Raw genomic sequence first — 25,050 nt, 5'->3', positions numbered from 1 at the left:
AGACCGCGAAGAATGCCGCACAGCTCACCAAAGCAACAAGCTACTGAAATTCATAAGCTTATTACTTGATGAGTTGTTGCAGCTCTTTCCACCAGGATGTGCTGGCAACGAGTTTCATGAATCCTTGCTCTACATAGCCCTGCAGACCTGAGGCCGGCGAGTCCTTGCTGTTAAACAGGTGATTCATATAGTTCTGGCTGTCCTTGACCATTTTGTTCTGGATGGCACGAACTTCGTCGAGCGCCGCTTGGTGGGTTTTGTCTAGCTCGGTTTTCGATTCGCTGCGGGCCACTTCCTCCGGATTGCTTTGTGCCCAGGCGTTGACGATCGGATACTGCCACTGACAGTCAGCGGGGTGGCAGAAGAATCCCGAAGCGACGGCGACCGGATCGGCGCCCGGTTTGCCTGACCAGTAATCCACCATGGACTGGGCAACCTTGCGCACGGCTTCGGTGGCGAGCAGGGCGGCCAGAGGATGAAGAGGGTGTTCAGCGTGATCTTTGGACAACTGCGAGTGGCTCGGCTCGATGTCCGGGTCTGCGTTGGGGTCACTGCCCAGCAGGGTCTGCGCATCGTCGACGCTGTTGCCGACCCAGGTCAGGACGCCTTGCGCCGCGCTGTTATAAGCGTTGACCAGAATGCCCGCCGGGGTATTGATCAGCCAGCGATAGAACCTGAGCGTGTCGACGCCCATTTTTTGGGCAAGCGTCACCAGGCCGTCCCTGGCCTTGAGCAACGCGTCGAATGCGTTCAGATAGTCGGGATCAGGATGCTCGCTCAGCAGCACCAGCATCACTTTGTCCCGGTCCGAGCGATAACCCGGCTGAGTGAGTTCGAACTCCAGCTCTGCGGTGGAAAACAGGATTTTGCCGAGCGGCCCCGCCAGGCTGGCAACGACGTCGGTCGCACCGAACGTGCCCGTGACCAGCGGCAAATTCCATTTGACCCTGGCAGGCGTCGTCCAGGGCAGAACCTTGACGTGTCCGGCCTTGATCAGGCTCAGTTCAGTGAAATTTGAATGGGCGAACAGATCCTCAACCACATGCAACGCAGCGCCGAAACTGCGCAGGCCATCGAGCGAGCGGCCCTGACTCATCGCCAGACGCAGTTCCTGCGTCATGTAATCCACTGCTTTGGCGATGTAGCGTTTCATGGAAGTGGAGCGGTCTGCCTCAAGGCTTGGGTCGCCTGGCAATACCCACGCCTCGAAGTCCGGGTCGCGCACCTTGGGGTTTGCAAACGGAGGATCGATGACCAACGGGTTATCGATGTGCTCTTGCGCGCGGTACACGCCAAGTTTCTTGGGCGTCACCTTCATTTCCTTCGGGAAATGCATCCGCAGATCGATGAATTTTTTAGCGGCCAGCACATCGACGAGTTGGGTCCAGCTTTCGCGGGACAGCGCCGCCGGGAATTCTTTTGGCATGTCCGCCGCGCGGGTGATCTTGGGATCGACCACCTGAGAGTAATCCCGCAGCCAGTTGCCAAAATAAACAGCGTCTATTTCCTTTTGACTGAACTGGAAATCGCGCAGTACCCATTCGATCGTCTGGTGTGTGCTGCCGTGCGCCTCACCATTACCGGCCTCGAAGGCTTCACGATCAGGATGGGGATGGGAGGGCTCGATCTGCAGATCGATTCCCGCCAGGTAGTTGCGAATGGCTTCGCAGGCTTTCGTCCAGGACATTGCGGATTGATGAACACGATCGGATTTACTGTCGAAATACGTGGCGAAGGTCAGCTCGTCCTGAGCCGGGCGGGCTGCTTCGGTTAGCCACAAGGTGAACAGATGGCCTTCCTCGAACGGTGCGTCGGTTGCCACGCAAGTGTTCCCTGCGCTCAGCTCTCGACGAAGAACATTGTCGATGTGGTGACCGAATTCGTGAAGCAGTGCGGTCAGCAACCACCAGTAGTGCTGCGGACTGGCGGTTGTGCGGGAAAAAAATGCCCAATCGATGCGAATGACGCGTTCGCGGTTGTCGTAGTCCGCCTCGAAGCCCAGTTCCCGGGTCAGAAGCAGGGCAGGGCGTTCTACTTCACCTGCCAGCAGTTTTTCGTGCAGCTTCATGTAAATGCGAGGCGGGATGTCGCTGCCAAAGACATCGCTCATCTCCAGAGCAAAAACGTCTGGTTTGAGTGCGCTGGCCACGTGGGTCAGCAGGTTCATCGCGAAGGTGCTGTGCAATGTGCAGGCGGTCATATCGACCGGAATGACGGTTTGTGCTTGAAAAGGCATGAGTGGATTCTTCCTTGAATCATTGGCTTCGCACGGCCGGGTCCTGTGGTCAGGCGACCTTCAGTGTGCGTTGTAGGTGAGAGTCGCGGGGAGAATTCTATTGACTCCAGGCTGCGTGAAAAGCGGCCGATTCGCTGGGAAAAGTAGGACAAGGGGTTACGCTGATGGAGAAGGGGCGACCGGATAGCGGGTAAGAAGTGAGCGCGAGAGAGGGAAACGGCGGCAGCCCCTGGCTGCCGCCGTGCGCATCACGGGATGGCGACTTCGATGATGCCGTCGGCTGTAACGGTGACCTGGCTGGTGCCGGCTTCCACATCCGGCGTCGGCGCTGCATCCGAACGCTCAGCTTTCATCATCATGACCGGCGCGCGCAGGTAGGGCTGTGGATACCCCGCCGTGTTCAGGTTCATGTTGACCAGCTTGTAACCGGTGCCGCCCAACGCGTCGGTGACCAGCTTGGCGCGGGCGCGGAAGGCGCTGACGGCGTCCTTCAGCAGCGTGTCTTCGCTGGCTTTGCGTGCGGGGTTGGAGATGGAGAAGTCCATGCCAGCCATTTTCATGTCGCCACCGAGCAGGTCGCCGGTCAATTTGGAAAGGGCGGCGAAGTCGGCGCTTTCGAGGCGCACTTCGGCATGCTCTCGCCAGCCGGTGATCTTCTGGCCTTTGTCGTCGTAGATCGGGTAGCTGTTGCGGCTGCCCTGACGAATGTTGATGTCCCTGACCTGACGCGCTTCGCCCAGGGCCTTGTTCAGCGTTTCAGTGACGCCTGCCGCCAGTTTGGCCGGGTCGGTATTCTGCGATTCGGTGTACAGGGTGACGGTCATCAGGTCGCGCTGCACTTCCTGGCTGACCTCGGCGCGCACCGACACCTGGTTGTAATGAACGTCATCGGCGAGGGCAGGGGCGCTGGCCAGCGCGAGTGCGCCGAGGGTGAACAATGTGGCACTAGGGCGAAGGGTGAGCATAAAAACTCCTTGTTTGGCGAACCGTCCCGAAGCGCGTTGCAAGCCCTCGGCGGACGGGTGCCCATGTGACTGCGAACCCGGGGGCTTGTTCCTCCCCATGCGCGCGGGCATTAATTGGATGTGGCGCTTTGACGCACTTTGACGGCAACTGTTGTCGCATTGGTTATACTCGCTCCGATTCGCCTGGAGCGCTCATCAGGAGAGCTCATGCTCGCCCCCTTGCAACTGCTTTCCGCCACCCGCCAGAACCTCTGGCGCCTGACGTTCATTCGCATCCTGGTGCTGGGTGCGCAAGCGGGCTCGGTAGGGTTTACCTATCTGTTCGATCTGCTGCCTTTACCCTGGCTGCAACTGGACATCACCCTGGGTTTCTCTGCGATCGTCTGCCTGCTGACGGCCATTCGCCTGCGCACCTCGTGGCCGGTGACCGAGCTTGAGTACGCCGTGCAACTGGCGTTCGATCTGTTTATCCACAGCGCGCTGCTGTACTTCTCCGGCGGCTCGACCAACCCGTTCGTTTCTTATTATCTGGTGCCGCTGACCATCGCCGCCGTGACGCTGCCGTGGCGTTATTCGCTGATCCTCTCGGGCATCGCGCTGGCGTTGTACACCTTGATGCTGGCCAAGTTCTTTCCGCTGGATGCGTTTGTGGCCCGCGAGAACATGCAGATCTACGGCATGTGGCTGAGCTTCGCGCTGGCTGCCGGCGTGATCACCTTCTTCGCTGCGCGCATGGCCGAAGAGCTGCGCCGTCAGGAGCACATGCGAGCGTTGCGCCGTGAAGAGGGCGCGCGCGACCAGCAACTGCTGGCGGTGGCAACCGAAGCGGCTGGCGCGGCTCATGAACTCGGCACGCCCCTGGCGACCATGAGCGTGCTGCTCAAGGAAATGCAGCAGGACCACAAGGACCCCGCGCTGCAGGAAGACCTTTCGGTGCTGCAGGACCAGGTCAAGCTGTGCAAAGAGACATTGCAGCAGCTAGTTCGCGCCGCCGAGGCCAATCGCCGGCTCTCGGTGCAGGAGCAGACGGTCACGCACTGGCTCGATCAGGCCCTCAATCGCTGGCACCTCATGCGCCCTGAGGCCACGTACCGCTTTCAGCGCCTGGGGCAGGGCGACGTGCCGATGCTGGCGCCGCCGCCCGATCTGACCCAGGCCTTGCTGAACCTTCTGAACAATGCCGCCGATGCCTGCGCCGAAGGGCTTGAAGTGAATCTGGACTGGACCGCCACCGAGATACGCCTCAGCATCCGCGATCATGGTGCTGGCGTTCCATTGGCCATCGCCGAGCAGATCGGCAAACCGTTTTTTACCACCAAGGGCAAGGGCTTCGGCCTTGGCCTGTTCTTGAGTAAGGCCAGCGTGACCCGCGCGGGCGGCTCGGTGAAACTCTATCCTCACGAGGAGGGCGGTACGCTCACCGAGCTGCGCCTGCCCCGTGACGCACGAGGAGATGAAGCATGACTGACGAAATCCAGGTTGAAGGCGAAGAGCTGCCGCACCTGCTGCTGGTGGACGACGACGCCACCTTCACCCGCGTGATGGCTCGGGCCATGGCGCGCCGTGGCTTTCGCGTGAGCACCGCGGGTTCCGCCGACGAAGGCCTGGCCCTCGCGCAGCAGGATATTCCGGACTACGCCGCGGTTGATCTGAAAATGGAAGGCGATTCAGGCCTGGTGCTGCTGCCCAAGCTGCTGGAACTGGACCCGGAAATGCGGGTTTTGATCCTGACCGGCTATTCGAGCATCGCCACGGCGGTCGAAGCCATCAAGCGCGGCGCCTGCAACTACCTGTGCAAACCTGCCGATGCCGATGACGTGCTGGCAGCGTTGCTGTCCGAACATGCCGACCTGGACACGCTGGTGCCGGAAAACCCGATGTCGGTGGACCGCTTGCAGTGGGAGCACATTCAGCGCGTATTGACCGAGCACGAGGGCAATATTTCCGCCACGGCGCGGGCGCTCGGCATGCACCGGCGCACCTTGCAGCGCAAGTTGCAGAAGCGTCCGGTCCGTCGTTAAGCCGGGAAGGCTTGTTAAAGATTTCTTCATGGAAGATCGTCTGCGGCGTCTGGCACATTGGCGCCGACGTCCCTTATTGCCCGCCGCCGAGCTTTTGCCATGAATTTCGATGTAGATGAATCCAGGGTCAACGACGCTGTGAACGGGAATTTCTTCTCCCGGGTCTGGAAACTCGTGACGCCCTACTGGCGCAGCGAAGAAAAGGGCATGGCCTGGGTGCTGCTGGTCGCGGTGATCGTGCTGTCGCTGTTCAGCGTGTTCATCTCGGTGCTGGTCAACAGTTGGTACCGCGACTTTTACAATGCTCTGCAGAACAAGGATCTGGGAGCCTTCACCCACCTTATTCTGTATTTCTGTGGCATCGCCGCCATCGCCATTCTTGGCGCGGTGTATCGGCTTTATCTCACGCAGATGCTGACCATTCGCTGGCGCCGCTGGCTGACCGAACAGCATTTCGCCAAATGGCTCGCGCACAAAAACTACTACCGGCTGGAGCAGGGCGGTTACACCGATAACCCTGACCAGCGCTTGTCCGAAGACCTCAATAACTTTACGTCCGACACCCTCAGCCTGAGCCTCGGCCTGCTGCGCACCGTGGTCAGTCTGGTGTCGTTCTCGGTGATCCTGTGGGGTGTGTCCGGCAGCATCGAGTTTTTTGGCATTACCGTTCCCGGCTACATGTTCTGGGCTGCGCTTATTTATGCAGCGGTGGGCAGCTTGCTGACTCACGTGATCGGCAAACGTCTTATCCTGCTAAGCAACCAGCAACAGCGTTACGAAGCCGACATGCGGTTCTCGCTGGTGCGCGTTCGCGAGAACGCCGAAAGCATTGCCCTGTCCGACGGCGAGGCCAACGAGAACCAGCGCCTGAGTGCGCGTTTCGGCATGGTCTGGAGCAACTTCTGGACGATCATGAAGGTGCAGAAGCGCCTCACCTTTTTCACCGCCGGTTACTCGCAAATCGCGATTGTCTTCGCCTTCGTGGTAGCCGCGCCGCGTTATTTCGCCGGCAAGATCGAGCTCGGCGAGTTGATGCAGATCAACTCCGCGTTCGGCAATGTGCAGGAGAATTTCAGCTGGTTCATCGACGCATACACCCAACTGGCCTCGTGGCGCGCCACCTGTGATCGTCTGCTCAGCTTCCGTCAGGCCATGGATGAAAACGAAGCTCGCGTGCCGGCCATCAAGGTCAGTCACGAGAGCGACGCCTTGCAGCTCGAAGGTCTGGCGCTTTCGCTGGTGGGCGGTCGCCAGTTGCTGGACAACGCCAACATTCGCATTGCGGCAGGCGAGAAAGTCATGCTCAGCGGCCGCTCCGGCAGTGGCAAAAGTACGTTGCTGCGGGCCATGGGCGGATTGTGGAAGGAAGGCCACGGCGCGGTGAAACTGCCGGCCAGCCGTGCGTTCTTCCTGCCGCAAAAGCCCTACTTGCCGATCGGCACGCTACGTGAGGCATTGAGCTATCCGCAGGCGCCGGAGGTGTATCCCGCCGAGCGGTTCGCTCAAGTGCTGGAAACCTGCCGCCTGGGTCATCTCATCCCGCGACTGGACGAGAGCGAGCATTGGCAGCGCCTGCTGTCGCCGGGTGAACAACAGCGCGTCGCATTTGCCCGCGCCCTGATGTTTGCGCCGGACTGGTTGTACCTGGACGAAGCGACATCCGCGATGGACGAAGAGGATGAAGCCGCCTTGTATCAGGCGTTGCTGGATGAATTGCCGGGCGTGACACTGCTCAGCATTGGCCATCGCAGCAGCCTCAAGCGCTTCCATCGCCGGCATGTGCGCATCGACGGCGGACAGCTTCAGGAACAGCCGCTGACTGAAACGGCGCTTTGAGCGTAAAGTGCTGAAGCCATAAAGGTCGTAAAACCAGGAGCTTCGCCGGGGTCGGTGTGTGATCGCACAACCCGGTGAGCTATCATCACCGTTCAGCGTACTAAGAGATGCATGTTGGATATGGAAAATCAGAGCGCTCCGCCTCGTGTCCGGCGAAAGCACCGCAGTCTTGCGCAGGAATTGGTCACCGAACTCTCCGAGCGCATCCGCACCGGCGGACTCAAGCGTGGGGATAAGTTGCCCACCGAGTCTGCAATCATGGAAGAGCAAGGCGTCAGCCGCACCGTCGTACGCGAAGCCATCTCGCGCCTGCAGGCGTCCGGGCTGGTGGAGACCCGTCACGGCATCGGCACCTTCGTGCTCGACACACCGAGCCCGAGCGGTTTCCGTATCGACCCGGCCACCATCGTCACCCTGCGTGACGTCCTGGCGATTCTCGAGCTGCGCATCAGTCTCGAAGTCGAATCAGCCGGCCTGGCCGCCCAACGCCGCTCTGACGAGCAACTGGCCGACATGCGCGCTGCCCTCGATGCACTGAGCGAAAGCGCGGCCCACGCCAGCGATGCCGTCGGCGCCGATTTCCAGTTCCACATGGCCATAGCGCTGTCGACCGGCAACCGCTACTTCACCGACATCATGAATCACCTGGGGACCAGCATCATCCCGCGCACGCGCCTGAACTCCGCGCGCCTGGCCCACGATGACAACCAGCATTACATGACCCGCCTGAGCCGAGAGCACGAGGAAATCTACGACGCCATCGCGCGTCAGGACTCCGACGCCGCCCGCGCCGCCATGCGTCTGCACCTGACCAACAGCCGCGAGCGACTGCGCCATGCCCATGAAGAGGCTGAATCGCAGCGGGCTTAAGGCGGATTGTTTGAAAGGGCAGGGCAGGGCAGGGCAGGGCATTGCTGCGCTGCCCGTGACTGAACACGTTTTGGTTGGGTTATTGGACGTCTGGATCGGCCGGTGCGCGTCTCAATTTTCGCAAGGCGTTAGTCAGCGCTACGCATGTCAGCGTTGAAACCATAAGCGTCACGCTGAGCGTCAAGAGAATGAGCATGTCTTCCCCGTCTTCGCAGCCTTCCAGATCGAAGAGGGTAAGAAGCCAGACATAGGCGTCCATTCCATGCCGATCCGACACGTAGGTCGTTCCGGTAACAACATGCAGGACACTTTTTGGTAATGGATTAAGACGCAGCAAATAAAGTGCTGCTCGCTAGTTTGCCCGGTGTTTAACAGAAGCCCGCTTTAGCCTCCGCACGAGTAGGGTGACAGCCAGGCACGTTATGGATGAGAAAACGAGCATCACACAGAGCGAGATCGTAATGAGCATGTCCTCACCTTGCTCCATTCCCATCAAACCAAAAGAGGCAAGTAACCAGTAGTAGAGGTCCATTCCACGATCAGTCTGCAATATCCATGTGATCGGTCCCGTGTCCATGGCCCATCTGGTAAGCACCACTGTGAGAACAAGTGTGAAGGTGATTTTTAGTGAAGCTGTCAGCATTCTCGCTATCATCTAGATTTACTGGATGATTTGTCGAGCACCTCAAGTACCCCATAGAATTTGATACTGGTTCCTTCCAGCACCTCGCCTGGCATATTTCTGATGAAAGTCCTGAGTTCTTCAAAAGCCAGTTCGGAATTCAAGGTTACGCAGCCTTGACTGATACGCTGTGGGCCTACGGGATGAATACGAAACGCGCCTCTGGATATGTTGTTGACGGACGTTAGGTCATCGACTACTCCATCGTCGCGGTATAGGCTAAGCCATTCGCTTCTGTTAGTTCTGGCAAACAGGTCTTTTACGGGTTCTCTAATCCAGCCCATCATGCCCCCGGACTCTCTGTCCAAAATATAGTACCGTCCCAGTGGCAACGGTCCGCTGTTGACAATATCTTGATATCGGGAATCGTTGACGTAAGTAGCACTGTTGCCTGAAAAAGCTTCATAAGTCTTTCCCTCGCACGTCAATTCGCTTAACGGTTCGCCGTTAAGTACATAGGTGCAGTAAGCAATATTCGGGTTCCGCTCATTTTTGCCAGCCATGTCAGCTATCCTCTAACGGGTAGGGTCGGCGTTACGCGTATATCTTGTTCGCGACACCATCCCAGCCTCCAACAATCTGGCCACCGCCTGATCCATCAGAGCGCTTCTGCTGTATATAGGTCATCTTGATCCGTGCGTAATTCAGACGGATTGTTTCACTGGGGAAACCGGTTTCTTTGCTGCCGTTGCCATTAAGAGAGACTGACGAAACAATCACTTCCTCAAGTTTTATTTCCAGGTATTTGACCTTGTCGTTGCCAGCCCGATTCAACGCGATGGTGACTTCTTTGAAGTGCCTGCCACTGCAGCAGGCTTCATGCAGTTTCGGGGTTGCTTTATCGACAGCTTTTCGGAAGTACAAATCACTCATTTTCGCGCGACCACTGCTGGCCCCGCCCGAACTCGTCGTGGTCGCGGAGGCCGACTGGCTGGCACCAACATCAAAGTCCTCCATCTCGATCCAGTCTTTGAACTGCGCATCCAGTGACTCGCCCGGGATATCAGCCATTTTCAAAAATGCATCAATTGCCATTTCGTTTCCTTCCTTGTGATTTCACGGTGATTAAGAAATCTGAATCTGAACCGCGACGACTCTAACGACGTGACGCGCCCCACAGAAGGTTTTCCAGCCATGTCCGCGAGCAGTTTCAGAGAAGGACTACAACGCCTGGATCACTGGACTACGGAATGATCCGAGAGGGCGATGAAAACGGGTGATTTTGGCCGGAAGCGGAAAGGGTGAGCTTGCTCGTGATCCGCTGCGCAGCAGTCGTCAAACTGAAACTGCGGTGCTTTCCGACACGCCGCATCACTAGGAATGCTGCCCCTTCGCGCCAGATCGCGAGCAAGCTCACTCCTACAAGTAGCGCCATTCGGCGCAACCCCTGCAGCGACTGCGGCATTTGATAATCCGACGCCGCGATCAATATCGACTTCAGCAGGCACCACTCATCCTTACCGTCATAAATATTTCAAAACGCTATTGAGTGATCCACTCCTCAGTTGTACGATGACTTACGACATCAGCGCAGGACTGGTGCTTCATCCACAAAAATAGCTCCCCAGGGTGTTCGAATAATGAATCCACAAGAACTGAAGTCCATCCTCTCTCACGGTCTGCTTTCCTTCCCGGTTACCGATTTCAATGCCCAAGGCGACTTCCACCGCGCCGGCTACATCAAGCGCCTGGAATGGCTTGCTCCGTATGGCGCCTCCGCGCTGTTCGCCGCAGGCGGCACAGGTGAGTTCTTCTCCCTGACCGGCGACGAATACTCCGAAATCATCAAGACTGCCGTCGACACGTGCGAAACCACCGTGCCGATTCTGGCTGGCGTCGGTGGTCCGACCCGCCAGGCGATCCAGATGGCTCAGGAAGCCGAGCGTCTGGGGGCCAAAGGCCTGCTGCTGCTGCCTCACTACCTGACCGAAGCCAGCCAGGACGGCGTTGCCGCTCACGTTGAAGCGGTCTGCAAATCGGTCAAGATCGGCGTTGTTGTCTACAACCGTAACGTCTGCCGCCTGACCCCATCGCTGCTGGAGCAACTGGCCGAGCGCTGCCCTAACCTGATCGGCTACAAGGACGGCCTGGGGGATATCGAGCTCATGGTTTCGATCCGCCGTCGTCTGGGTGACCGCTTCTCTTACCTGGGTGGTCTGCCTACCGCAGAAGTCTACGCTGCCGCCTACAAGGCACTGGGCGTGCCGGTTTACTCATCGGCTGTGTTCAACTTCCTGCCAAAAATGGCCATGGATTTCTACCACGCCATCGCCAAAGACGATCACGAGACCGTCGGCAAGCTGATCGACGATTTCTTCCTGCCTTACCTGGACATCCGTAACCGCAAACACGGCTACGCAGTGAGCATCGTCAAAGCGGGCGCCAAGCTCGCCGGCTACGACGCAGGTCCGGTCCGCGCGCCGCTGACTGACCTGACTTCGGATGAAGTCGACATGTTGGCTGCACTGATGGACAAGCAGGGCAAGCAGTAATAGCCCCGTTGCCCCAAAACCGCTGAGCGATCAGCGGTTTTTTGCCCTCGGGGCTTGGGCGACAGGCCTCTCGATCAAGATATCAGCCAGGGATTTTCAGTTCGTGCCAGCAAGGCCGCCGGCGTACGAGTGCCTTCAGGTTCACCCGACAGGCGCTTGGTAAAACAGCTCCACATCGCATCTGGTTTTAGGGGCAGAGGCGAGCGGCACACACACACACATAAGATCGTTTACCCGCGCAAAAAAATAATTAGTGGGAGTTTCGAACATGCTGAAAACCAAGCCGACTCACGTCCGCTATTTGATCTTGCTCATGCTGTTTCTGGTGACCACGATCAACTACGCCGACCGTGCCACCATCGCTATCGCGGGCTCCAGCCTGCAAAAAAGCCTCGGCATTGACGCCGTCACCCTCGGTTTTATCTTCTCCGCATTTGGTTTGGCGTACGTCGCCGGCCAGATTCCTGGCGGCTGGCTTCTGGACCGATACGGCTCCAAGAAAGTCTACGCATTGAGTATCTTCACCTGGTCGCTGTTCACCGTGCTGCAGGGCTATGTGGGTGAGTTCGGTCTTTCGACTGCAATCTTCCTGCTGTTCGCGCTGCGGTTTATGGTCGGCCTCGCCGAAGCACCGTCCTTCCCCGGCAACGCCCGTATCGTGGCGGCCTGGTTCCCGACGTCGGAACGCGGCACAGCCTCGGCGATCTTCAACTCGGCGCAGTACTTCGCCACCGTGTTGTTCGCCCCGATCATGGGCTGGATCGTCTACACCTTCGGCTGGCAGCACGTGTTCCTGGTGATGGGCAGCATTGGCATCCTGTTCTCGCTGATCTGGCTTAAAGTTATCCACAGCCCGCGTAACCACCCAAAAATCAACAAGGAAGAATTCGATCACATCGCCAACAACGGCGGCATGGTCGACATGGACCAGGACAAGGGTAAAGGCTCGGCCAGCGGTCCGAAATGGGACTACGTACGCCAGCTCCTGACCAACCGCATGATGCTGGGCATTTACCTCGCCCAGTACTGCATCAACGGCATCACCTATTTCTTCCTGACCTGGTTCCCGGTGTACCTGGTACAGGAACGCGGCATGACCATCCTGAAGGCGGGCTTCATCGCTTCGCTGCCGGCCATCTGCGGGTTTATCGGCGGCGTGCTCGGCGGGATCATTTCCGACTACCTGTTGCGCAAAGGCCACTCGCTGACCTTCGCACGCAAGGCGCCAATCATTGGCGGTTTGCTGCTGTCCACCTCGATCGTGACCTGCAACTATGTGGATATCGAATGGGTCGTTGTGGGCTTCATGGCACTGGCCTTCTTCGGCAAGGGCGTGGGCGCACTGGGCTGGGCGGTCATGTCCGACGCATCGCCTAAACAAATCGCCGGTTTAAGCGGCGGTCTGTTCAATATGTTCGGTAACATCGCATCCATCACCACGCCGATCGTCATCGGCTACATCATCAGCACCACGGGTTCGTTCAAATGGGCTCTGGTGTTCGTCGGCGCCAACGCGCTGGTGGCGGTGATCAGCTACATCTTCATCGTGGGTGAAATCAAACGTGTAGAACTCAAGGAAACCCCAACGAAGGGTACCTTGCCGGCCAGTGAAGCCGAGCTTTCTCAAGCGAAACTCTGAGGAAAAACCGTGATGAACTTGATTCAACATGCCGACTCGCCACGTTACATCCGCTTGCATGCGCTTGATAACGTCGTCGTCGTGGTCAATGACCAGGGCGTTCCGGCGGGGACTGAATTCGATAACGGTCTGGTGACCGTCGACAATGTGCCGCAGAGCCACAAGGTGAACACCGTGGACATTGCCGAAGGGGAGCCGATCATCCGTTACGGCCACACCATCGGCTATGCGCTGCAGCCGATCCCGAAGGGCAGTTGGGTCAAGGAAGATCAGCTGCGCATGCCGTCAGCGCCGGCGCTGGACAGCCTGCCGATGTCCGATGCCGTGCCGGTCAGGGGTGAGCCGCTGGAAGGCTTCACCTTTGAGGGGTACCGCAACGCCGACGGCACCGTCGGCACGCGCAACATCCTGGGCATCACCACGACGGTACAGTGCGTCACCGGCGTGCTGGACTTCGCCGTCAAGCGTATCCGCGAAGAACTGCTGCCCAAGTACCCGAACGTCGACGACGTGGTGGCGCTGACCCACAGCTACGGCTGCGGCGTCGCCATCACCGCGAAGGACGCTTACATCCCGATCCGCACCGTGCGCAACCTGGCGCGCAACCCGAACCTGGGTGGCGAAGCGCTGGTGATCAGCCTGGGCTGTGAGAAGTTGCAGGCCGATCAGGTCATGCATACCGACGACGCCTCGGTTGATCTGAGCGAGCCCTGGCTGTATCGCCTGCAGGATTCCAAACACGGCTTCAACGAAATGATCGAGCAGATCATGGAGCTGGCCGAAACACGCCTGAAGAAGCTCGACCAACGTCGTCGCGAAACCGTGCCGGCCTCGGAGTTGATTCTGGGCATGCAGTGCGGCGGCAGCGATGCGTTTTCCGGCATCACCGCCAACCCCGCACTGGGCTATGCCTCTGACCTGTTGCTGCGCGCGGGCGCAACCGTGATGTTTTCGGAAGTGACCGAAGTGCGTGACGCGATCTACCTGCTGACGTCTCGCGCGGAAAACATGGAAGTCGCTGAGGGGCTGGTCCGCGAAATGGACTGGTACGACCGTTACCTGGCCAAGGGCGAAGCCGACCGCAGCGCCAATACCACCCCGGGGAACAAGAAGGGCGGGTTGTCGAACATTGTCGAGAAGTCCCTCGGGTCGATCGTGAAATCCGGCAGCAGCGCGATCAACGGGGTGCTTGGCCCTGGCGAACGTGTGACGCGCAAAGGCTTGATCTTCTGCGCGACGCCGGCCAGTGATTTTGTCTGCGGGACGCTGCAACTGGCGGCCGGGATGAACCTGCACGTGTTCACCACCGGACGCGGTACACCGTACGGTCTGGCCATGTCACCAGTGGTGAAAGTGTCGACCCGTACCGAACTGGCTCAACGCTGGCCGGACCTCATCGACATTGATGCCGGGCGCATTGCTACCGGGCGGTCAAGCATTGAAGAGCTGGGTTGGGAGCTGTTCCACTTCTACCTGGCTGTGGCCAGCGGCAAGGAAAAGACCTGGACCGAGAAGTACCGCCTGCACAACGACATCACCCTGTTCAACCCGGCACCTATTACTTGAGGCGTCGACTACCTGAGTAGTACAGGCAGGCAGCCCTTGCGAGCACCCGCTGGCAGGGCAAGATGGCGAGTCACCAACGGCGGTGACTCGCCATCTTTAGTTCCACTCCTGTCATTTCGCCTTTTCAATCGCGTCTACTAGCTCCCCTTTGCTCATGGTCGAGCGTCCAGCGATATCCAGTTCCCGCGCCCGCTTGAGCAGGTCAGCCTTGGTGCCGTCGGCCAACTTCGTGTCTGCATTTTGTGGGGCGCCTTCTCGAGAGGCCGCCGCGCGCTTGGCGGAATCTTTGCGATCATGGGCTTTGGCGCTGGCGGGCTTCTTGGTGCCTGAGCCGCCTTTCTTTTCGCCGCCACCGGACTGTTTGTTCACCGTCGCCCAGGCGCGCGCTTCGGCTTCATCTTTCGACACGCCCTTTGACTCGTAGCTGTCCTCGATCTTGGCGGCCTTGCGCTTCTGTTTGTCGGTGTACTTGTCTTTGTTATCAGTGGGCATTTCCGGACTCCTGTACAGATTAAGGATGAGCGCGCTGCGATACCTTCTGTTATTAGGAAGGACAGTTGGCGCGATTGTTCATCCCGTACTGATCAGCGGCCTGCGGGTTGGGGCTGGGCTTGCTCCTCATCCGTTTCCGGCTCCGGGAACGCCTCGGTGTGGTCGAACTCGATGCCTTCACCCATCGCTTTGTATTTCTTGCGCAGGGCGTGCAGTTCCTTCTGGTTGAGGTTGTCGAGGCTCAGCACGGCGTTCTGTGCGTCTTTGGTGACGCGCAGCAGTTCGTCGATCTTGATGTGCAGCTGATCGGTGTCGCGGTTCTGGGTGTTTTGAATCAGGAACACCATCAGGAAAGTGATGATGGTCGTGGACGTGTTGATGATCAGTTGCCAGGTGTCGTTGTAATGGAAGAGCGGCCCGGTAGCGGCCCACACGGCTATCAGCGCAATCGCCACGAGGAACGTTCGGGGGCTGCCGGACCACTGCGACAAGGCCTGCGCGAACTTCGAGAATTTCATGAACGTTTTCCTGTGTTAGCCAGAAGGGTAACCAAGGGACCGCACCGCTTCGCTGTAATTTCTTCTTGAAAGATGAAATCGGTGACAGGTTCAGTCCCAGCCGAACACCTCGCACGCGTTGGCGGTGCTGGCGGCCGCCAGCGTTTCGGTGGGGATGTTCATCAGCTCGGCGATGGCCGCGCAAATCGCGGGGAGATGCTCGGGGCTGTTGCGCATGCCCGGGAACATCGCGGGTGCCATGTCCGGCGAATCGGTTTCGAGGACGACGCTCTCCAGCGGTAAATCGGCAATCACCCTGTGCATGCGCAAGGCCTGCGGCCACGTCGCCGCACCCCCGAGCCCCAGCTTGTAACCCAGTTTGATGTACTCCCGGGCTTCCTCGCGACTGCCGGCGAACGCGTGAACGATGCCACGGCGCTTGAGTTTGAAACGCTTGAGCGCAGCAATGGTGTCAGCGTGGCTGCGGCGTACGTGGAGCAGGACGGGAAGATGGAAGTCGGCTGCCATCTGCAGCTGTTGGTCCAGGAGGGTCTTTTGCGGTGGGCGGGCCAGCGATTCGACGTAGTAATCCAGCCCGATCTCGCCCACGGCGCACAGTTTTGGGTGCCCGGCCAGACGGGTCAGCCAATCGCGCAGCTGCTGCACGTGCTCGGGTTGATGCTGGTCGAGGAACACCGGGTGCAGCCCAAGCGCGGCGTACACCGAGGGTTCGCTGAGCGCCAGGTCCCACACCCGTTGCAGATTGCGCTGATAGACGCCCAACACCACCACGCGCTCGACACCGAGTTGCTGGCTGGCGGCGAGCACCTTGTCACGGTCGGCGTCGAAATCCTCGAAATCCAGGTGCGTGTGGGTGTCGATCAGTTCCACGTTTTTCAGGCCTCGTGAATCCGCTGTTTGAAGGTCCGCACGATGGCGTGCACACCGGGCTCGTACTGGTCCTGCTCAATGGCCGACAACGCAAGCGCCAGGGCTTTTTCTGCGATCAGATGGTGCTGCTGAGCCATGGCGTTGACCGGCAACGGCAGGAAGTCCAGCAATTGGGTGTCGCCGAACGTCCCCAAATGAAGTTGGTCCGGATTCAAGCGGCGCTGCTGCAGCAGGTCGAACACCCCTTGAAGCAGCACGTAGGAAGTGGTGATCAGCGCGTCGGGGAAATAACCCAGGCGGTCGAACATATCGCTGGCCAGTTGCTGGCCGCAATCACGGCTGAACGCGTCGCCGTGTTCGATGATGACCGAGCCGTCGAACCCCTCCAGGGCATCTTCAAAACCGCTGGCCCGGGCCTTACTGACGCTCAGTTCGGGGCGTGCGCCGATGAGGGCGATGTGCCGCGGCTTGACCTCCAGCAGGCTGCGGGTCAGCTGCTGGCTGGCGTCGTGGTCATCGCTGACCACCGAGCAGAAGTGCGCCGGGTCCATCTCCCGGTCGATCGCGATTACCGGAACCCCTTGCTGTTGCAGCGCGCGGTAGCTGTCGTCACTGGCCGGCAGGCAACTGGCGACAAACAGTGCGTCGCAGCGTCGCGCGCGAAACAGCTGTAACAACTGCAACTCGCTGATGGGATCGTCGTCTGAACTGGCGATCAGCAGTTGGTAGCCGCGAGCGCGAGCGCCCTGTTCCAGTTGTTTGGCGATGCGCGCATAACTGGGGTTTTCCAGGTCGGGCAAGATGAAGCCGAGGGTCCGCGTGTGGCGGCTGCGCAGCCCGGCTGCCTGCGGGTTGGGCCGGAAGCCGTGAGCCTCGACCACCGCGCGCACGCGCTCGACCGTTGCGGTGCTGATACGTTGCTGTTCGGCCTTTCCGTTGATCACGTAGCTGGCCGTGGTCACAGAAACACCGGCCAGACGCGCAATATCACTGAGTTTCAAGCCGGGCATCCTTTCGTGATGAGAAGCAAGAGTGAGAGCTGAACTACCGTGGCAGGGATTTTCACCGATTAACAGCCATCATGACAGCAGACCGTGTTCTTGTAGGAAGCGCGCGCTTCCACGAGGACGTTTCCTACACGATTCGACCGGATGAGCTTCAAACCGTCGAGATTATCGAGTAACGTGCGCGACACTTTAGATTAAACGATTCAGCAGGCCTGTTTATCGCGCTATCGCCGCTGAATGTAAGCATCAATGCGAATCTACGCATTCCAATATGCGCAACGGTACGTCATCGACGCGTATGACCGATCCTACAACAAGAATCTGGCGCGACCCCGCGCAGCACAGGAGAACGCAATGCTCGAGCTGACCATAGAGCAAATTTCCATGGACCAGTCGGCGGTGGACAAGCCCGCCGCGTTGCAACTGCTGGCTGACTTGCTCGTCGCCGATGGCTTGGTTGCTGCCGGCTACCTTGCAGGCTTGCAGGCGCGCGAGCAACAGGGTTCGACCTTTCTGGGGCAAGGCATCGCCATTCCCCACGGCACGCCACAGACCCGCGACCAAGTGTTCGCCACCGGTGTGCGCCTGATGCAATTTCCCCAAGGCGTTGACTGGGGCGACGGACAAATCGTTTACCTGGCCATCGGTATCGCGGCCAAGTCCGATGAACACCTGCGCTTGCTGCAACTGCTGACCCGCGCCCTCGGCGAGAATGATCTGGGCGAAGCACTGCGTCAGGCGAAGGACCCCGAATCGCTGCTCAAATTGCTGCAGGGCGCACCGCAAGAACTGGCCCTCGATGCGCAGATGATCAGCCTGGGCGTCACGGTCGATGATTTCGAAGAACTCGTCTGGCGTGGCGCGCGTCTGTTGCGCAAGGCCGAGTGCGTGAACAACGGTTTCGCCGCGGTGCTCCAGCAGGTCGAGCCGCTGCCATTGGGCGAAGGCCTCTGGTGGCTGCACAGCGAGCAGATGGTCAATAAGCCCGGGCTGGCGTTCGTCACCCCGGACAAACCCATGCGTCATTTGGGTCAGTCACTGACCGGTCTGTTTTGCCTGGCGAGCCTGGGCGAATCGCACCAGGCATTGCTTGAGCGCCTTTGCACCTTGCTGATCGAAGGCCGCGGTCACGAGTTGGGCCAGGCCACCAGCAGTCGCGCCGTGCTTCAGGCGTTGGGCGGCGAAGTACCGCCGGACTGGCCGAGCGAGCGCGTGACCCTCGCCAATGCCCACGGCCTGCATGCGCGACCGGCAAAAATCCTCGCGCAGTTGGCCAAAGGCTTCGACGGTGATGTCCGCGTGCGCATCGTCGACGGCACCGAGAATCCGGTGTCAGCCAAAAGCCTGAGCAAGTTGCTGAGCCTTGGCGTGCAGCGCGGTCAGTCCCTTGAGTTCATTGCCGAACCGACGATTGCCGCCGAGGCCTTGCCCGCGCTGATCGCTGCGGTGCTCGAAGGGCTGGGCGAAGAAATCGAGCCGTTGCCGACCCATACCGAAGTCACGCCAGCCCCGAAGGTTGTCGAGAAAACCCTCAGCGCGCCGGCCGCCGGTTCACAGATTCAGGCTGTGCCTGCCGCGCCCGGCATCGCCGTCGGCCCGGCCCATGTGCATGTCCTGCCGGTGTTCGATTATCCGTCGCAAGGCGAATCGCAAAGCGCCGAACATGAGCGTCTGCACAACGCACTGGCTCAGGTGCGCATCGACATCGAGCAATTGATTCAACGCAGCACGGCGAAGGCCATCCGGGAGATTTTCGTCACGCACCAGGAAATGCTCGCCGACCCCGAACTGGTGGACGAAGTGGCGCAGCGCCTGAAACAAGGCGAAAGCGCTGCAGCAGCGTGGGTGACGGTGATTGAAGCCGCCGCGCGTCAGCAGGAACAGCTCAAAGATGCGCTGCTGGCCGAGCGGGCCGCTGATTTGCGTGATGTAGGCCGCCGCGTGCTGGCGCAGATCTGTGGCGTCGAGGACTTGGTTGAGCCCGAAGAGCCGTACATTCTGGTGATGGACGAGGTCGGCCCGTCCGACGTCGCGCGCCTGGACCCTGCCCGTGTCGCTGGCATTCTTACGGCGCGCGGCGGCGCCACGGCCCACAGCGCTATCGTTGCCCGGGCCCTGGGCATTCCGGCGCTGGTGGGGGCAGGTGACGCGGTGCTGCTGATCAAGTCCGGCACGCAGTTGTTGATCGACGGCCAGCGAGGGCGTCTCGACGTCGCGCCGGACGAGGCGACCCTTCAACGCGCCTTGCAGGACCGCGATACCCGTGAGCAACGCCTCAAGGCCGCCGCCGCGCTGCGCATGGAGCCTGCCATTACTCAGGACGGCCATGCCGTTGAGGTGTTCGCCAACATCGGTGACAGCGCGGGCACGCCCGCCGCAGTGGAGCAGGGCGCCGAAGGCATTGGCCTGCTGCGCACCGAATTGTTGTTCATGGCGCACAGTTCTGCGCCTGATGAAGCGACTCAGGAAGCCGAATACCGCCGCGTCCTCGACGACCTCGACGGCCGCCCGCTGGTGGTTCGCACGTTGGACGTGGGCGGTGACAAACCGCTGCCTTACTGGCCCATCGACAAAGAAGAAAACCCGTTTCTGGGCGTGCGCGGCATTCGCCTGACCTTGCAGCGCCCGGACATCATGGAGAGCCAGCTGCGTGCATTACTGCGCGCTGCCGACAATCGTCCGCTGCGCATCATGTTTCCGATGGTGGGCACCGTTGAAGAATGGCGTCAGGCCCGTGATATGACTGAGCGCCTGCGTCTGGAGATTCCGGTTGCCGATTTGCAGCTGGGCATCATGATCGAAGTGCCGTCGGCGGCGCTGCTGGCGCCGGTACTGGCCCGGGAAGTGGACTTCTTCAGCGTCGGCACCAACGACTTGACCCAGTACACGATGGCAATCGACCGCGGTCACCCGACCCTGTCCGCCCAGGCCGATGGCCTGCACCCGGCGGTGTTGCAACTGATCGACATCACCGTGCGTGCGGCGCATGCCCAGGGCAAATGGGTGGGCGTCTGCGGCGAATTGGCTGCGGACCCGCTGGCGGTGCCGGTGCTGGTCGGCCTGGGTGTGGATGAATTGAGCGTCTCGGCGCGGAGCATCGGCGAAGTCAAAGCCTGCGTCCGCGAATTGAATCTGATCGAAGCCCGGAAACTCGCGCAGACGGCTCTGTCCGTTGGCAGCGCGGCTGACGTGCGAGCCTTGGTGGAGGGGCTGTAATGGCAAAAATTCTGACATTGACCATGAACCCGGCGTTGGACCTGACCGTGCAGTTGGGCCCATTGCAGGTCGGCCAGGTCAACCGCAGCGACGCCATGCTCAGCCACGCGGCCGGCAAGGGCATCAACGTTGCTCAGGTGCTGGCTGATCTGGGGCATGAGCTGACTGTCGCCGGCTTCCTCGGCGTCGATAACCAGCAGCCGTTCGAAACCTTGTTTGCCAAGCGCGGCTTTGTCGACGAGTTCGTGCGGGTGCCCGGCGAGACGCGCAGCAATATCAAGCTGGCCGAAAGCAGCGGGCGCATCACCGACCTCAATGGCCCGGGCCCCGAAGTCAGCGTGCAAGCGCAACAGGCGCTGGCCACTCGCGTTGAACAGATCGCGGCAGGCTTTGATGCGGTGGTCGTGGCCGGGAGTCTGCCCCGTGGGGTCAGCGCGCAGTGGCTCAAAACCCTGTTGCTGCGCTTGAACGCGATGGGCCTGAAGGTCGCGCTGGACACCAGCGGCGAAGCACTGCGCGCCGGGCTGGAAGCTTCGCCGTGGATGATCAAACCCAACACTGAGGAACTGGCCGACGCGCTCAATGCGCCGATCATTTCTATCGCCGCGCAAGCGCAAGCCGCGGCGGACCTGCGCCAACGCGGCATCGGGCATGTGGTGATTTCCCAAGGCTCGGAAGGCGTTCACTGGTTCAGTGCCGACGTCGCGTTGCAGGCGCTGCCGCCCAAGGTCACCGTCGCCAGCACGGTTGGCGCAGGGGACTCGCTGCTGGCGGGAATGGTTCACGGTTTGCTCTGCGGCCATACCCCCGAGCTCACCTTGCGCACCGCCACCGCCATCGCGGCCATGGCCGTCACCCAGATCGGCTTTGGCATCAATGATCCGGCGCAACTCAAACGTCTGGAAAGCGGCGTGAATGTCCGCGTCCTGACGGCATGACAAGAGAGGAAGTGTGATGAAGTTAGCCATCGTTACGGCCTGTCCGAACGGCAAAATCAGCAGCGTCCTCAGCGCCCGGCTGCTCGATGCCGCGGCGCAGCGTCAGGGTTGGAGCACCAGCGTCGAGATTCACGACCCGCGTCATCCGGAAAAGCAACTGTCGCCGGGCGATATCGAGGCCGCCGACTGGGTGCTGGTGGTCAACACCGGTGCGCTGGACCTGGCGCGGTTCGCCGGCAAGCGCCTGTATCAGGCCACACCCGCGCAAGCGCTGCAGGACGCCGATGGCTTTCTGCGTTCTGCGGCCGCGCTGGCGACCGAGCACACCGCGACCTCCGCTGTGGCCGCTGCGCCCAGTGCGCAGCCACGGCTGGTGGCGGTGACCGCGTGCCCGACCGGTGTTGCTCACACGTTCATGGCCGCCGAGGCGATTCAGCAGGCGGCAAAAAAGCTCGGGTATGACCTGCAGGTGGAAACCCAGGGCTCGGTGGGCGCGCGTAACCCGCTCAGCGCCCAGGCAATTGCCGACGCCGATGTGGTGCTGCTGGCGGCCGATATCGAAGTCGCCACCGAGCGTTTTGCCGGCAAGCGCATCTATCGCTGCGGCACGGGCGTGGCGCTCAAGCAAGCCGAAGCCACGCTGAACAAAGCGCTGGAGGAGGCGGAGGTCGAATCCACGGCGTCGGCCTCCAAGGCGTCCGTCAAAAAGGAAAAGACTGGCGTCTACAAACACCTGCTCACCGGTGTGTCGTTCATGCTGCCGATGGTGGTGGCGGGCGGTTTGCTGATTGCGTTGTCGTTCGTGTTCGGCATCCACGCGGCGGAAGAGCCGGGAACGCTGGCGGCCGCCTTGAAGCAGATCGGCGCTGGCGCAGCCTTCCAATTGATGGTGCCGCTGCTGGCGGGCTACATCGCTTATTCCATTGCCGACCGTCCGGGCCTTGCGCCGGGGATGATCGGTGGGCTGCTGGCAAGCACTTTGGGCGCCGGCTTCATTGGCGGGATCATCGCGGGCTTTCTGGCGGGGTACAGCGCGTGGGCGGTCAATCGCTACGCGAAGCTGCCAGCGAGTGTCGAAGCGCTGAAGCCGATCTTGATCATTCCGCTGCTGGCGAGCCTGTTCACCGGGTTGGTCATGATTTACGTGGTGGGCAAGCCGGTGGCCGGTATGCTCGAAGGCCTTACGCACTTCCTTGACACGATGGGCACCGCCAACGCCGTACTGCTCGGCGTGCTGTTGGGCGCGATGATGTGCGTGGATTTGGGTGGGCCGATCAATAAGGCGTCCTATGCCTTTTCGGTGGGCTTGCTGGCGTCGAGCAGCGGCGCGCCGATGGCGGCAACGATGGCTGCCGGCATGGTGCCGCCGATCGGCATGGGCATTGCCGCCCTGATCGCCCGTCGCAAGTTCGCTCAGAGCGAGCGTGAAGCGGGCAAGGCGGCGTTCGTACTGGGCCTGTGCTTCATCTCCGAAGGTGCGATTCCGTTTGCGGCGAAAGATCCGCTTCGGGTGATCCCGGCGAGCATCGTCGGTGGCGCGTTGACCGGTGCGCTGTCGATGTTCTTCGGCTGCAAACTGATGGCGCCGCACGGTGGGTTGTTTGTCCTGCTGATCCCGAATGCGATCAACCATGCGCTGCTCTACCTGCTGGCGATCGTTGCGGGCAGTGTCGTGACCGGCGTGCTCTATGCGATGCTGAAACGGCCCGAAACCGTGGAAATTGACGCCGTGCCAGCCGGGGCATAATCGCAGGCAGTACCGGCCTCTTCCCGGCTAAAGCCGGTCCCACAAGTTTGGGTTTCAACCGGTCCCACAGGTTGAGGTTCCAGCCGGCCCCGCTGGAGACGCAATGCTTTTAGTGGGACCGGCTTTAGCCGGGAAGGGGCCATTGGGCGCGCCCTCAAATGTGCGGTGTGATTCTTCACCAGCGGCTGTTCCGGTCCGCTGTCATCTCCTGCAAACAATCGGCTGCTAGTTTCCTCTTTTTGGCATTCGCCTAAGGAGGATAAGCATGTCCCGGTTCGACCTGACTCGCCGCCGTATCATCCAGGCCGCTGGCGCCGGATTGTTGTTGCCGGGGCTTGCGCCGGCGGTCATTGCGTCGGTCAAGGATCGCCCGAAGATGACCGATGGGGTGCAGTCCGGCGACCTGCTGGGCGACCGCGCCATGGTCTGGAGTCGCACCGATCGGCCGGCGCGCATGGTGGTTGAATGGGACACCCGCAGTATGTTCACCCAGCCCCGGCGCGCGGTCTCGCTGCTCGCCGACCACCGCACGGACTTCACCGCCCGCGTCGAGCTGACCGGCCTGCCGGCGGATCAAGCCATTTTCTACCGCGTGTTCTTCGAAGACGCACAAACCGGTGTCCCCAGCGAACCCTGGTTCGGGCATCTGCGCAGCGTGCCGGTCAACCGCCGCGACATTCGCTTCGTCTGGAGTGGCGACACCGTCGGCCAAGGGTTCGGCATCAACCCCGAGATCGGAGGTATGCGCATCTACGAAGCCATGCGCCTGCGCTTGCCGGACTTCTTCATTCACAGCGGTGACACGATTTACGCCGACGGCCCGGTGCCTGCCGAAGTGGTCACTGAGGGCGGGCGGGTCTGGCGCAACATCACCACCGAGGCGAAGAGCAAGGTCGCCGAGACCCTCGACGAATACCGCGGCGCTTACCGCTACAACCTGATGGATGAAAACCTGCGCCGCTTCAATGCCGAGGTCCCCCAGATCTGGCAATGGGACGACCACGAAGTGACCAACAATTGGTCGCCGAGCAAACAGCTCGACGACCGCTACAAGGTCAAGGATATCCAGCTGTTGGCGGCGCGCGGGCGTCAGGCGTTTCTCGAATACGCGCCCATGCGTTTGCAGAGCGCCGACAACGGCGGGCGGGTCTATCGCAAAATCAGCTACGGCCCGATGCTGGATGTATTCGTGCTCGACATGCGCAGTTACCGCGATGGCAACGACGCCAATCTGGCTTCCCAACCGGGGCCAACCACTGCGTTTCTCGGCCGTGAACAGCTCGATTGGCTCAAGCGCGAACTGCAAGCGTCCGGCGCCCAATGGAAAGTCATTGCCGCGGACATGCCCATCGGCCTCGGGGTGCCTGATGGCGAGATCAGCCCGGGCGTGATGCGTTGGGAGGCCATTGCCAACGGCGACGATGGCGCGGCAAAAGGCCGCGAACTGGAAGTCGCCGAACTGCTGGGCTTTCTGCGCCAGCAGAAGGTGCGCGACACCGTCTGGCTCACCGCCGATGTCCATTACTGCGCAGCTCATCACTACCACCCTGAGCAGGCGGTGTTTCAGGATTTCGATCCGTTTTGGGAGTTTGTTGCCGGGCCGTTGAACGCTGGCAGTTTCGGGCCCAACACCCTGGATAAAACGTTTGGGCCCGAACTGGTGTTCCAGAAGGCCCCGCCGGCGCAGAACACCTCGCCGTTCGCCGGATTCCAGTTTTTCGGCGAAGTGAACATTGATGGACAGAGCGCGGAGATGACCGTGACGCTGCGCGATCTGGACGGGGTTTCGGTGTTCGAGAAGAAGCTGCAGCCTGCCAACCAGGCTTGATCCGGAACGCGGTCACTGTAGGAGCCGGCTTGCTGGCGAACCCGGAGTGTCAGGCGACACCTCGTCCCGGATCCACCGCTTTCGCCAGCGAGCCGGCTCCTTGGATTTGTGCAGCGGCCGTTTATTT

19 protein-coding genes are annotated in these 25,050 nt (G+C 60.6%); 11 read left to right on the top strand and 8 right to left on the bottom strand.

What is annotated here, in order from left to right:
• Positions 1-61: 61 nt before the first annotated feature.
• Positions 62-2,236: an HET-C-related protein gene (locus VF672_RS15880; protein ID WP_331105516.1), complete on the bottom strand. Its 2,175-nt coding sequence runs from the start codon at positions 2,234-2,236 to the stop codon at positions 62-64.
• A gap of 248 nt (positions 2,237-2,484) precedes the next feature.
• Positions 2,485-3,201, bottom strand: coding sequence for an SIMPL domain-containing protein (locus tag VF672_RS15875; RefSeq protein WP_331105515.1), 717 nt, complete (start codon positions 3,199-3,201; stop codon positions 2,485-2,487).
• A gap of 207 nt (positions 3,202-3,408) precedes the next feature.
• Between VF672_RS15875 and VF672_RS15870 the strand changes: the two genes are divergently transcribed.
• The 4 genes from VF672_RS15870 to VF672_RS15855 all read left to right on the top strand — a co-directional run bounded on the left by VF672_RS15870 (position 3,409) and on the right by VF672_RS15855 (position 7,928).
• Positions 3,409-4,665 carry an ATP-binding protein gene (locus VF672_RS15870; RefSeq protein ID WP_331105514.1) on the top strand — a complete coding sequence of 419 codons (1,257 nt, stop codon included), beginning with the start codon at positions 3,409-3,411 and terminating at the stop codon, positions 4,663-4,665.
• Entirely contained in the window at positions 4,662-5,222 is a 561-nt protein-coding gene (locus VF672_RS15865) for a response regulator transcription factor (RefSeq protein ID WP_065990162.1), read from the top strand. The genes VF672_RS15870 and VF672_RS15865 overlap by 4 nt, the downstream gene beginning before the upstream one ends.
• A gap of 99 nt (positions 5,223-5,321) precedes the next feature.
• A complete protein-coding gene (locus tag VF672_RS15860) occupies positions 5,322-7,058 on the top strand; it encodes an ABC transporter ATP-binding protein/permease (protein WP_331105513.1) in 1,737 nt (578 codons plus the stop codon).
• Positions 7,059-7,178: 120 nt separating this feature from the next.
• A complete protein-coding gene (locus VF672_RS15855; RefSeq protein WP_331105557.1) occupies positions 7,179-7,928 on the top strand; it encodes a FadR/GntR family transcriptional regulator in 750 nt (249 codons plus the stop codon).
• A gap of 651 nt (positions 7,929-8,579) precedes the next feature.
• Here VF672_RS15855 and VF672_RS15850 read toward each other — a convergent pair.
• Both VF672_RS15850 and VF672_RS15845 read right to left on the bottom strand, forming a co-directional pair.
• Positions 8,580-9,113: a DUF2778 domain-containing protein gene (locus tag VF672_RS15850; protein WP_331105512.1), complete on the bottom strand. Its 534-nt coding sequence runs from the start codon at positions 9,111-9,113 to the stop codon at positions 8,580-8,582.
• Positions 9,114-9,144: 31 nt separating this feature from the next.
• On the bottom strand, positions 9,145-9,645 hold the full coding sequence (locus VF672_RS15845; protein WP_331105511.1) for a type VI secretion system tube protein Hcp: 501 nt from the start codon (positions 9,643-9,645) through the stop codon (positions 9,145-9,147).
• A 545-nt stretch (positions 9,646-10,190) separates the two neighbouring features.
• Here VF672_RS15845 and kdgD point away from each other — a divergent pair.
• From kdgD to garD, 3 genes are all read left to right on the top strand, one after another.
• Positions 10,191-11,102, top strand: a complete 912-nt coding sequence (gene kdgD / locus VF672_RS15840) for a 5-dehydro-4-deoxyglucarate dehydratase (protein ID WP_331105510.1) — start codon at positions 10,191-10,193, stop codon at positions 11,100-11,102.
• 268 nt (positions 11,103-11,370) lie between these two features.
• Positions 11,371-12,741 (top strand): MFS transporter, encoded by a 1,371-nt coding sequence (locus tag VF672_RS15835; RefSeq protein WP_331105509.1) that lies wholly within the window; start codon positions 11,371-11,373, stop codon positions 12,739-12,741.
• 12 nt (positions 12,742-12,753) lie between these two features.
• On the top strand, positions 12,754-14,307 hold the full coding sequence (garD, locus tag VF672_RS15830; protein WP_331105508.1) for a galactarate dehydratase: 1,554 nt from the start codon (positions 12,754-12,756) through the stop codon (positions 14,305-14,307).
• 111 nt (positions 14,308-14,418) lie between these two features.
• Here the strand turns inward: garD and VF672_RS15825 are convergent, their stop codons facing one another.
• The 4 genes from VF672_RS15825 to cra all read right to left on the bottom strand — a co-directional run bounded on the left by VF672_RS15825 (position 14,419) and on the right by cra (position 17,188).
• Positions 14,419-14,799, bottom strand: coding sequence for a Rho termination factor N-terminal domain-containing protein (locus tag VF672_RS15825; RefSeq protein ID WP_331105507.1), 381 nt, complete (start codon positions 14,797-14,799; stop codon positions 14,419-14,421).
• Between the two features lie 92 nt (positions 14,800-14,891).
• Positions 14,892-15,317, bottom strand: a complete 426-nt coding sequence (locus tag VF672_RS15820; RefSeq protein WP_331105506.1) for a low affinity iron permease family protein — start codon at positions 15,315-15,317, stop codon at positions 14,892-14,894.
• A gap of 90 nt (positions 15,318-15,407) precedes the next feature.
• Complete coding sequence (locus VF672_RS15815; protein ID WP_331105505.1) at positions 15,408-16,187, bottom strand: TatD family hydrolase; 780 nt, start codon at positions 16,185-16,187, stop codon at positions 15,408-15,410.
• 5 nt (positions 16,188-16,192) lie between these two features.
• Positions 16,193-17,188, bottom strand: a complete 996-nt coding sequence (gene cra, locus VF672_RS15810) for a catabolite repressor/activator (RefSeq protein ID WP_331105504.1) — start codon at positions 17,186-17,188, stop codon at positions 16,193-16,195.
• Between the two features lie 360 nt (positions 17,189-17,548).
• Between cra and ptsP the strand changes: the two genes are divergently transcribed.
• The 4 genes from ptsP to VF672_RS15790 all read left to right on the top strand — a co-directional run bounded on the left by ptsP (position 17,549) and on the right by VF672_RS15790 (position 24,923).
• A complete protein-coding gene (gene ptsP / locus VF672_RS15805) occupies positions 17,549-20,410 on the top strand; it encodes a phosphoenolpyruvate--protein phosphotransferase (RefSeq protein WP_331105503.1) in 2,862 nt (953 codons plus the stop codon).
• Complete coding sequence (pfkB, locus tag VF672_RS15800) at positions 20,410-21,348, top strand: 1-phosphofructokinase (RefSeq protein WP_331105502.1); 939 nt, start codon at positions 20,410-20,412, stop codon at positions 21,346-21,348. Before ptsP ends, pfkB begins: the two co-directional genes overlap by 1 nt.
• A gap of 16 nt (positions 21,349-21,364) precedes the next feature.
• Positions 21,365-23,095 carry a PTS fructose-like transporter subunit IIB gene (locus VF672_RS15795; RefSeq protein WP_331105501.1) on the top strand — a complete coding sequence of 577 codons (1,731 nt, stop codon included), beginning with the start codon at positions 21,365-21,367 and terminating at the stop codon, positions 23,093-23,095.
• Between the two features lie 265 nt (positions 23,096-23,360).
• Positions 23,361-24,923 carry an alkaline phosphatase D family protein gene (locus tag VF672_RS15790; protein ID WP_331105500.1) on the top strand — a complete coding sequence of 521 codons (1,563 nt, stop codon included), beginning with the start codon at positions 23,361-23,363 and terminating at the stop codon, positions 24,921-24,923.
• Positions 24,924-25,050: the final 127 nt, after the last annotated feature.

Source organism: Pseudomonas sp. (assembly GCF_036387035.1).
Taxonomy (GTDB): Bacteria; Pseudomonadota; Gammaproteobacteria; order Pseudomonadales; family Pseudomonadaceae; genus Aquipseudomonas.
The sequence above is the reverse complement of the archived record's forward strand: the minus strand, read 5'-3'. Positions and strand labels throughout refer to the sequence as shown.

Bases quoted from the DNA above. Each gene is read 5' to 3' on its own strand.
- VF672_RS15855 (WP_331105557.1), top strand. From the start codon at position 7,179: ATGGAAAATCAGAGCGCTCCGCCTCGTGTCCGGCGAAAGCACCGCAGT.
- pfkB (WP_331105502.1), top strand. From the start codon at position 20,410: ATGGCAAAAATTCTGACATTGACCATGAACCCGGCGTTGGACCTGACC.
- VF672_RS15865 (WP_065990162.1), top strand. From the start codon at position 4,662: ATGACTGACGAAATCCAGGTTGAAGGCGAAGAGCTGCCGCACCTGCTG.
- garD (WP_331105508.1), top strand. From the start codon at position 12,754: ATGAACTTGATTCAACATGCCGACTCGCCACGTTACATCCGCTTGCAT.
- VF672_RS15845 (WP_331105511.1), bottom strand. From the start codon at position 9,645: ATGGCAATTGATGCATTTTTGAAAATGGCTGATATCCCGGGCGAGTCA.
- VF672_RS15820 (WP_331105506.1), bottom strand. From the start codon at position 15,317: ATGAAATTCTCGAAGTTCGCGCAGGCCTTGTCGCAGTGGTCCGGCAGC.
- ptsP (WP_331105503.1), top strand. From the start codon at position 17,549: ATGCTCGAGCTGACCATAGAGCAAATTTCCATGGACCAGTCGGCGGTG.
- VF672_RS15860 (WP_331105513.1), top strand. From the start codon at position 5,322: ATGAATTTCGATGTAGATGAATCCAGGGTCAACGACGCTGTGAACGGG.
- VF672_RS15880 (WP_331105516.1), bottom strand. From the start codon at position 2,236: ATGCCTTTTCAAGCACAAACCGTCATTCCGGTCGATATGACCGCCTGC.
- VF672_RS15795 (WP_331105501.1), top strand. From the start codon at position 21,365: ATGAAGTTAGCCATCGTTACGGCCTGTCCGAACGGCAAAATCAGCAGC.
- VF672_RS15870 (WP_331105514.1), top strand. From the start codon at position 3,409: ATGCTCGCCCCCTTGCAACTGCTTTCCGCCACCCGCCAGAACCTCTGG.
- VF672_RS15875 (WP_331105515.1), bottom strand. From the start codon at position 3,201: ATGCTCACCCTTCGCCCTAGTGCCACATTGTTCACCCTCGGCGCACTC.
- VF672_RS15825 (WP_331105507.1), bottom strand. From the start codon at position 14,799: ATGCCCACTGATAACAAAGACAAGTACACCGACAAACAGAAGCGCAAG.
- kdgD (WP_331105510.1), top strand. From the start codon at position 10,191: ATGAATCCACAAGAACTGAAGTCCATCCTCTCTCACGGTCTGCTTTCC.
- VF672_RS15790 (WP_331105500.1), top strand. From the start codon at position 23,361: ATGTCCCGGTTCGACCTGACTCGCCGCCGTATCATCCAGGCCGCTGGC.
- VF672_RS15850 (WP_331105512.1), bottom strand. From the start codon at position 9,113: ATGGCTGGCAAAAATGAGCGGAACCCGAATATTGCTTACTGCACCTAT.
- VF672_RS15835 (WP_331105509.1), top strand. From the start codon at position 11,371: ATGCTGAAAACCAAGCCGACTCACGTCCGCTATTTGATCTTGCTCATG.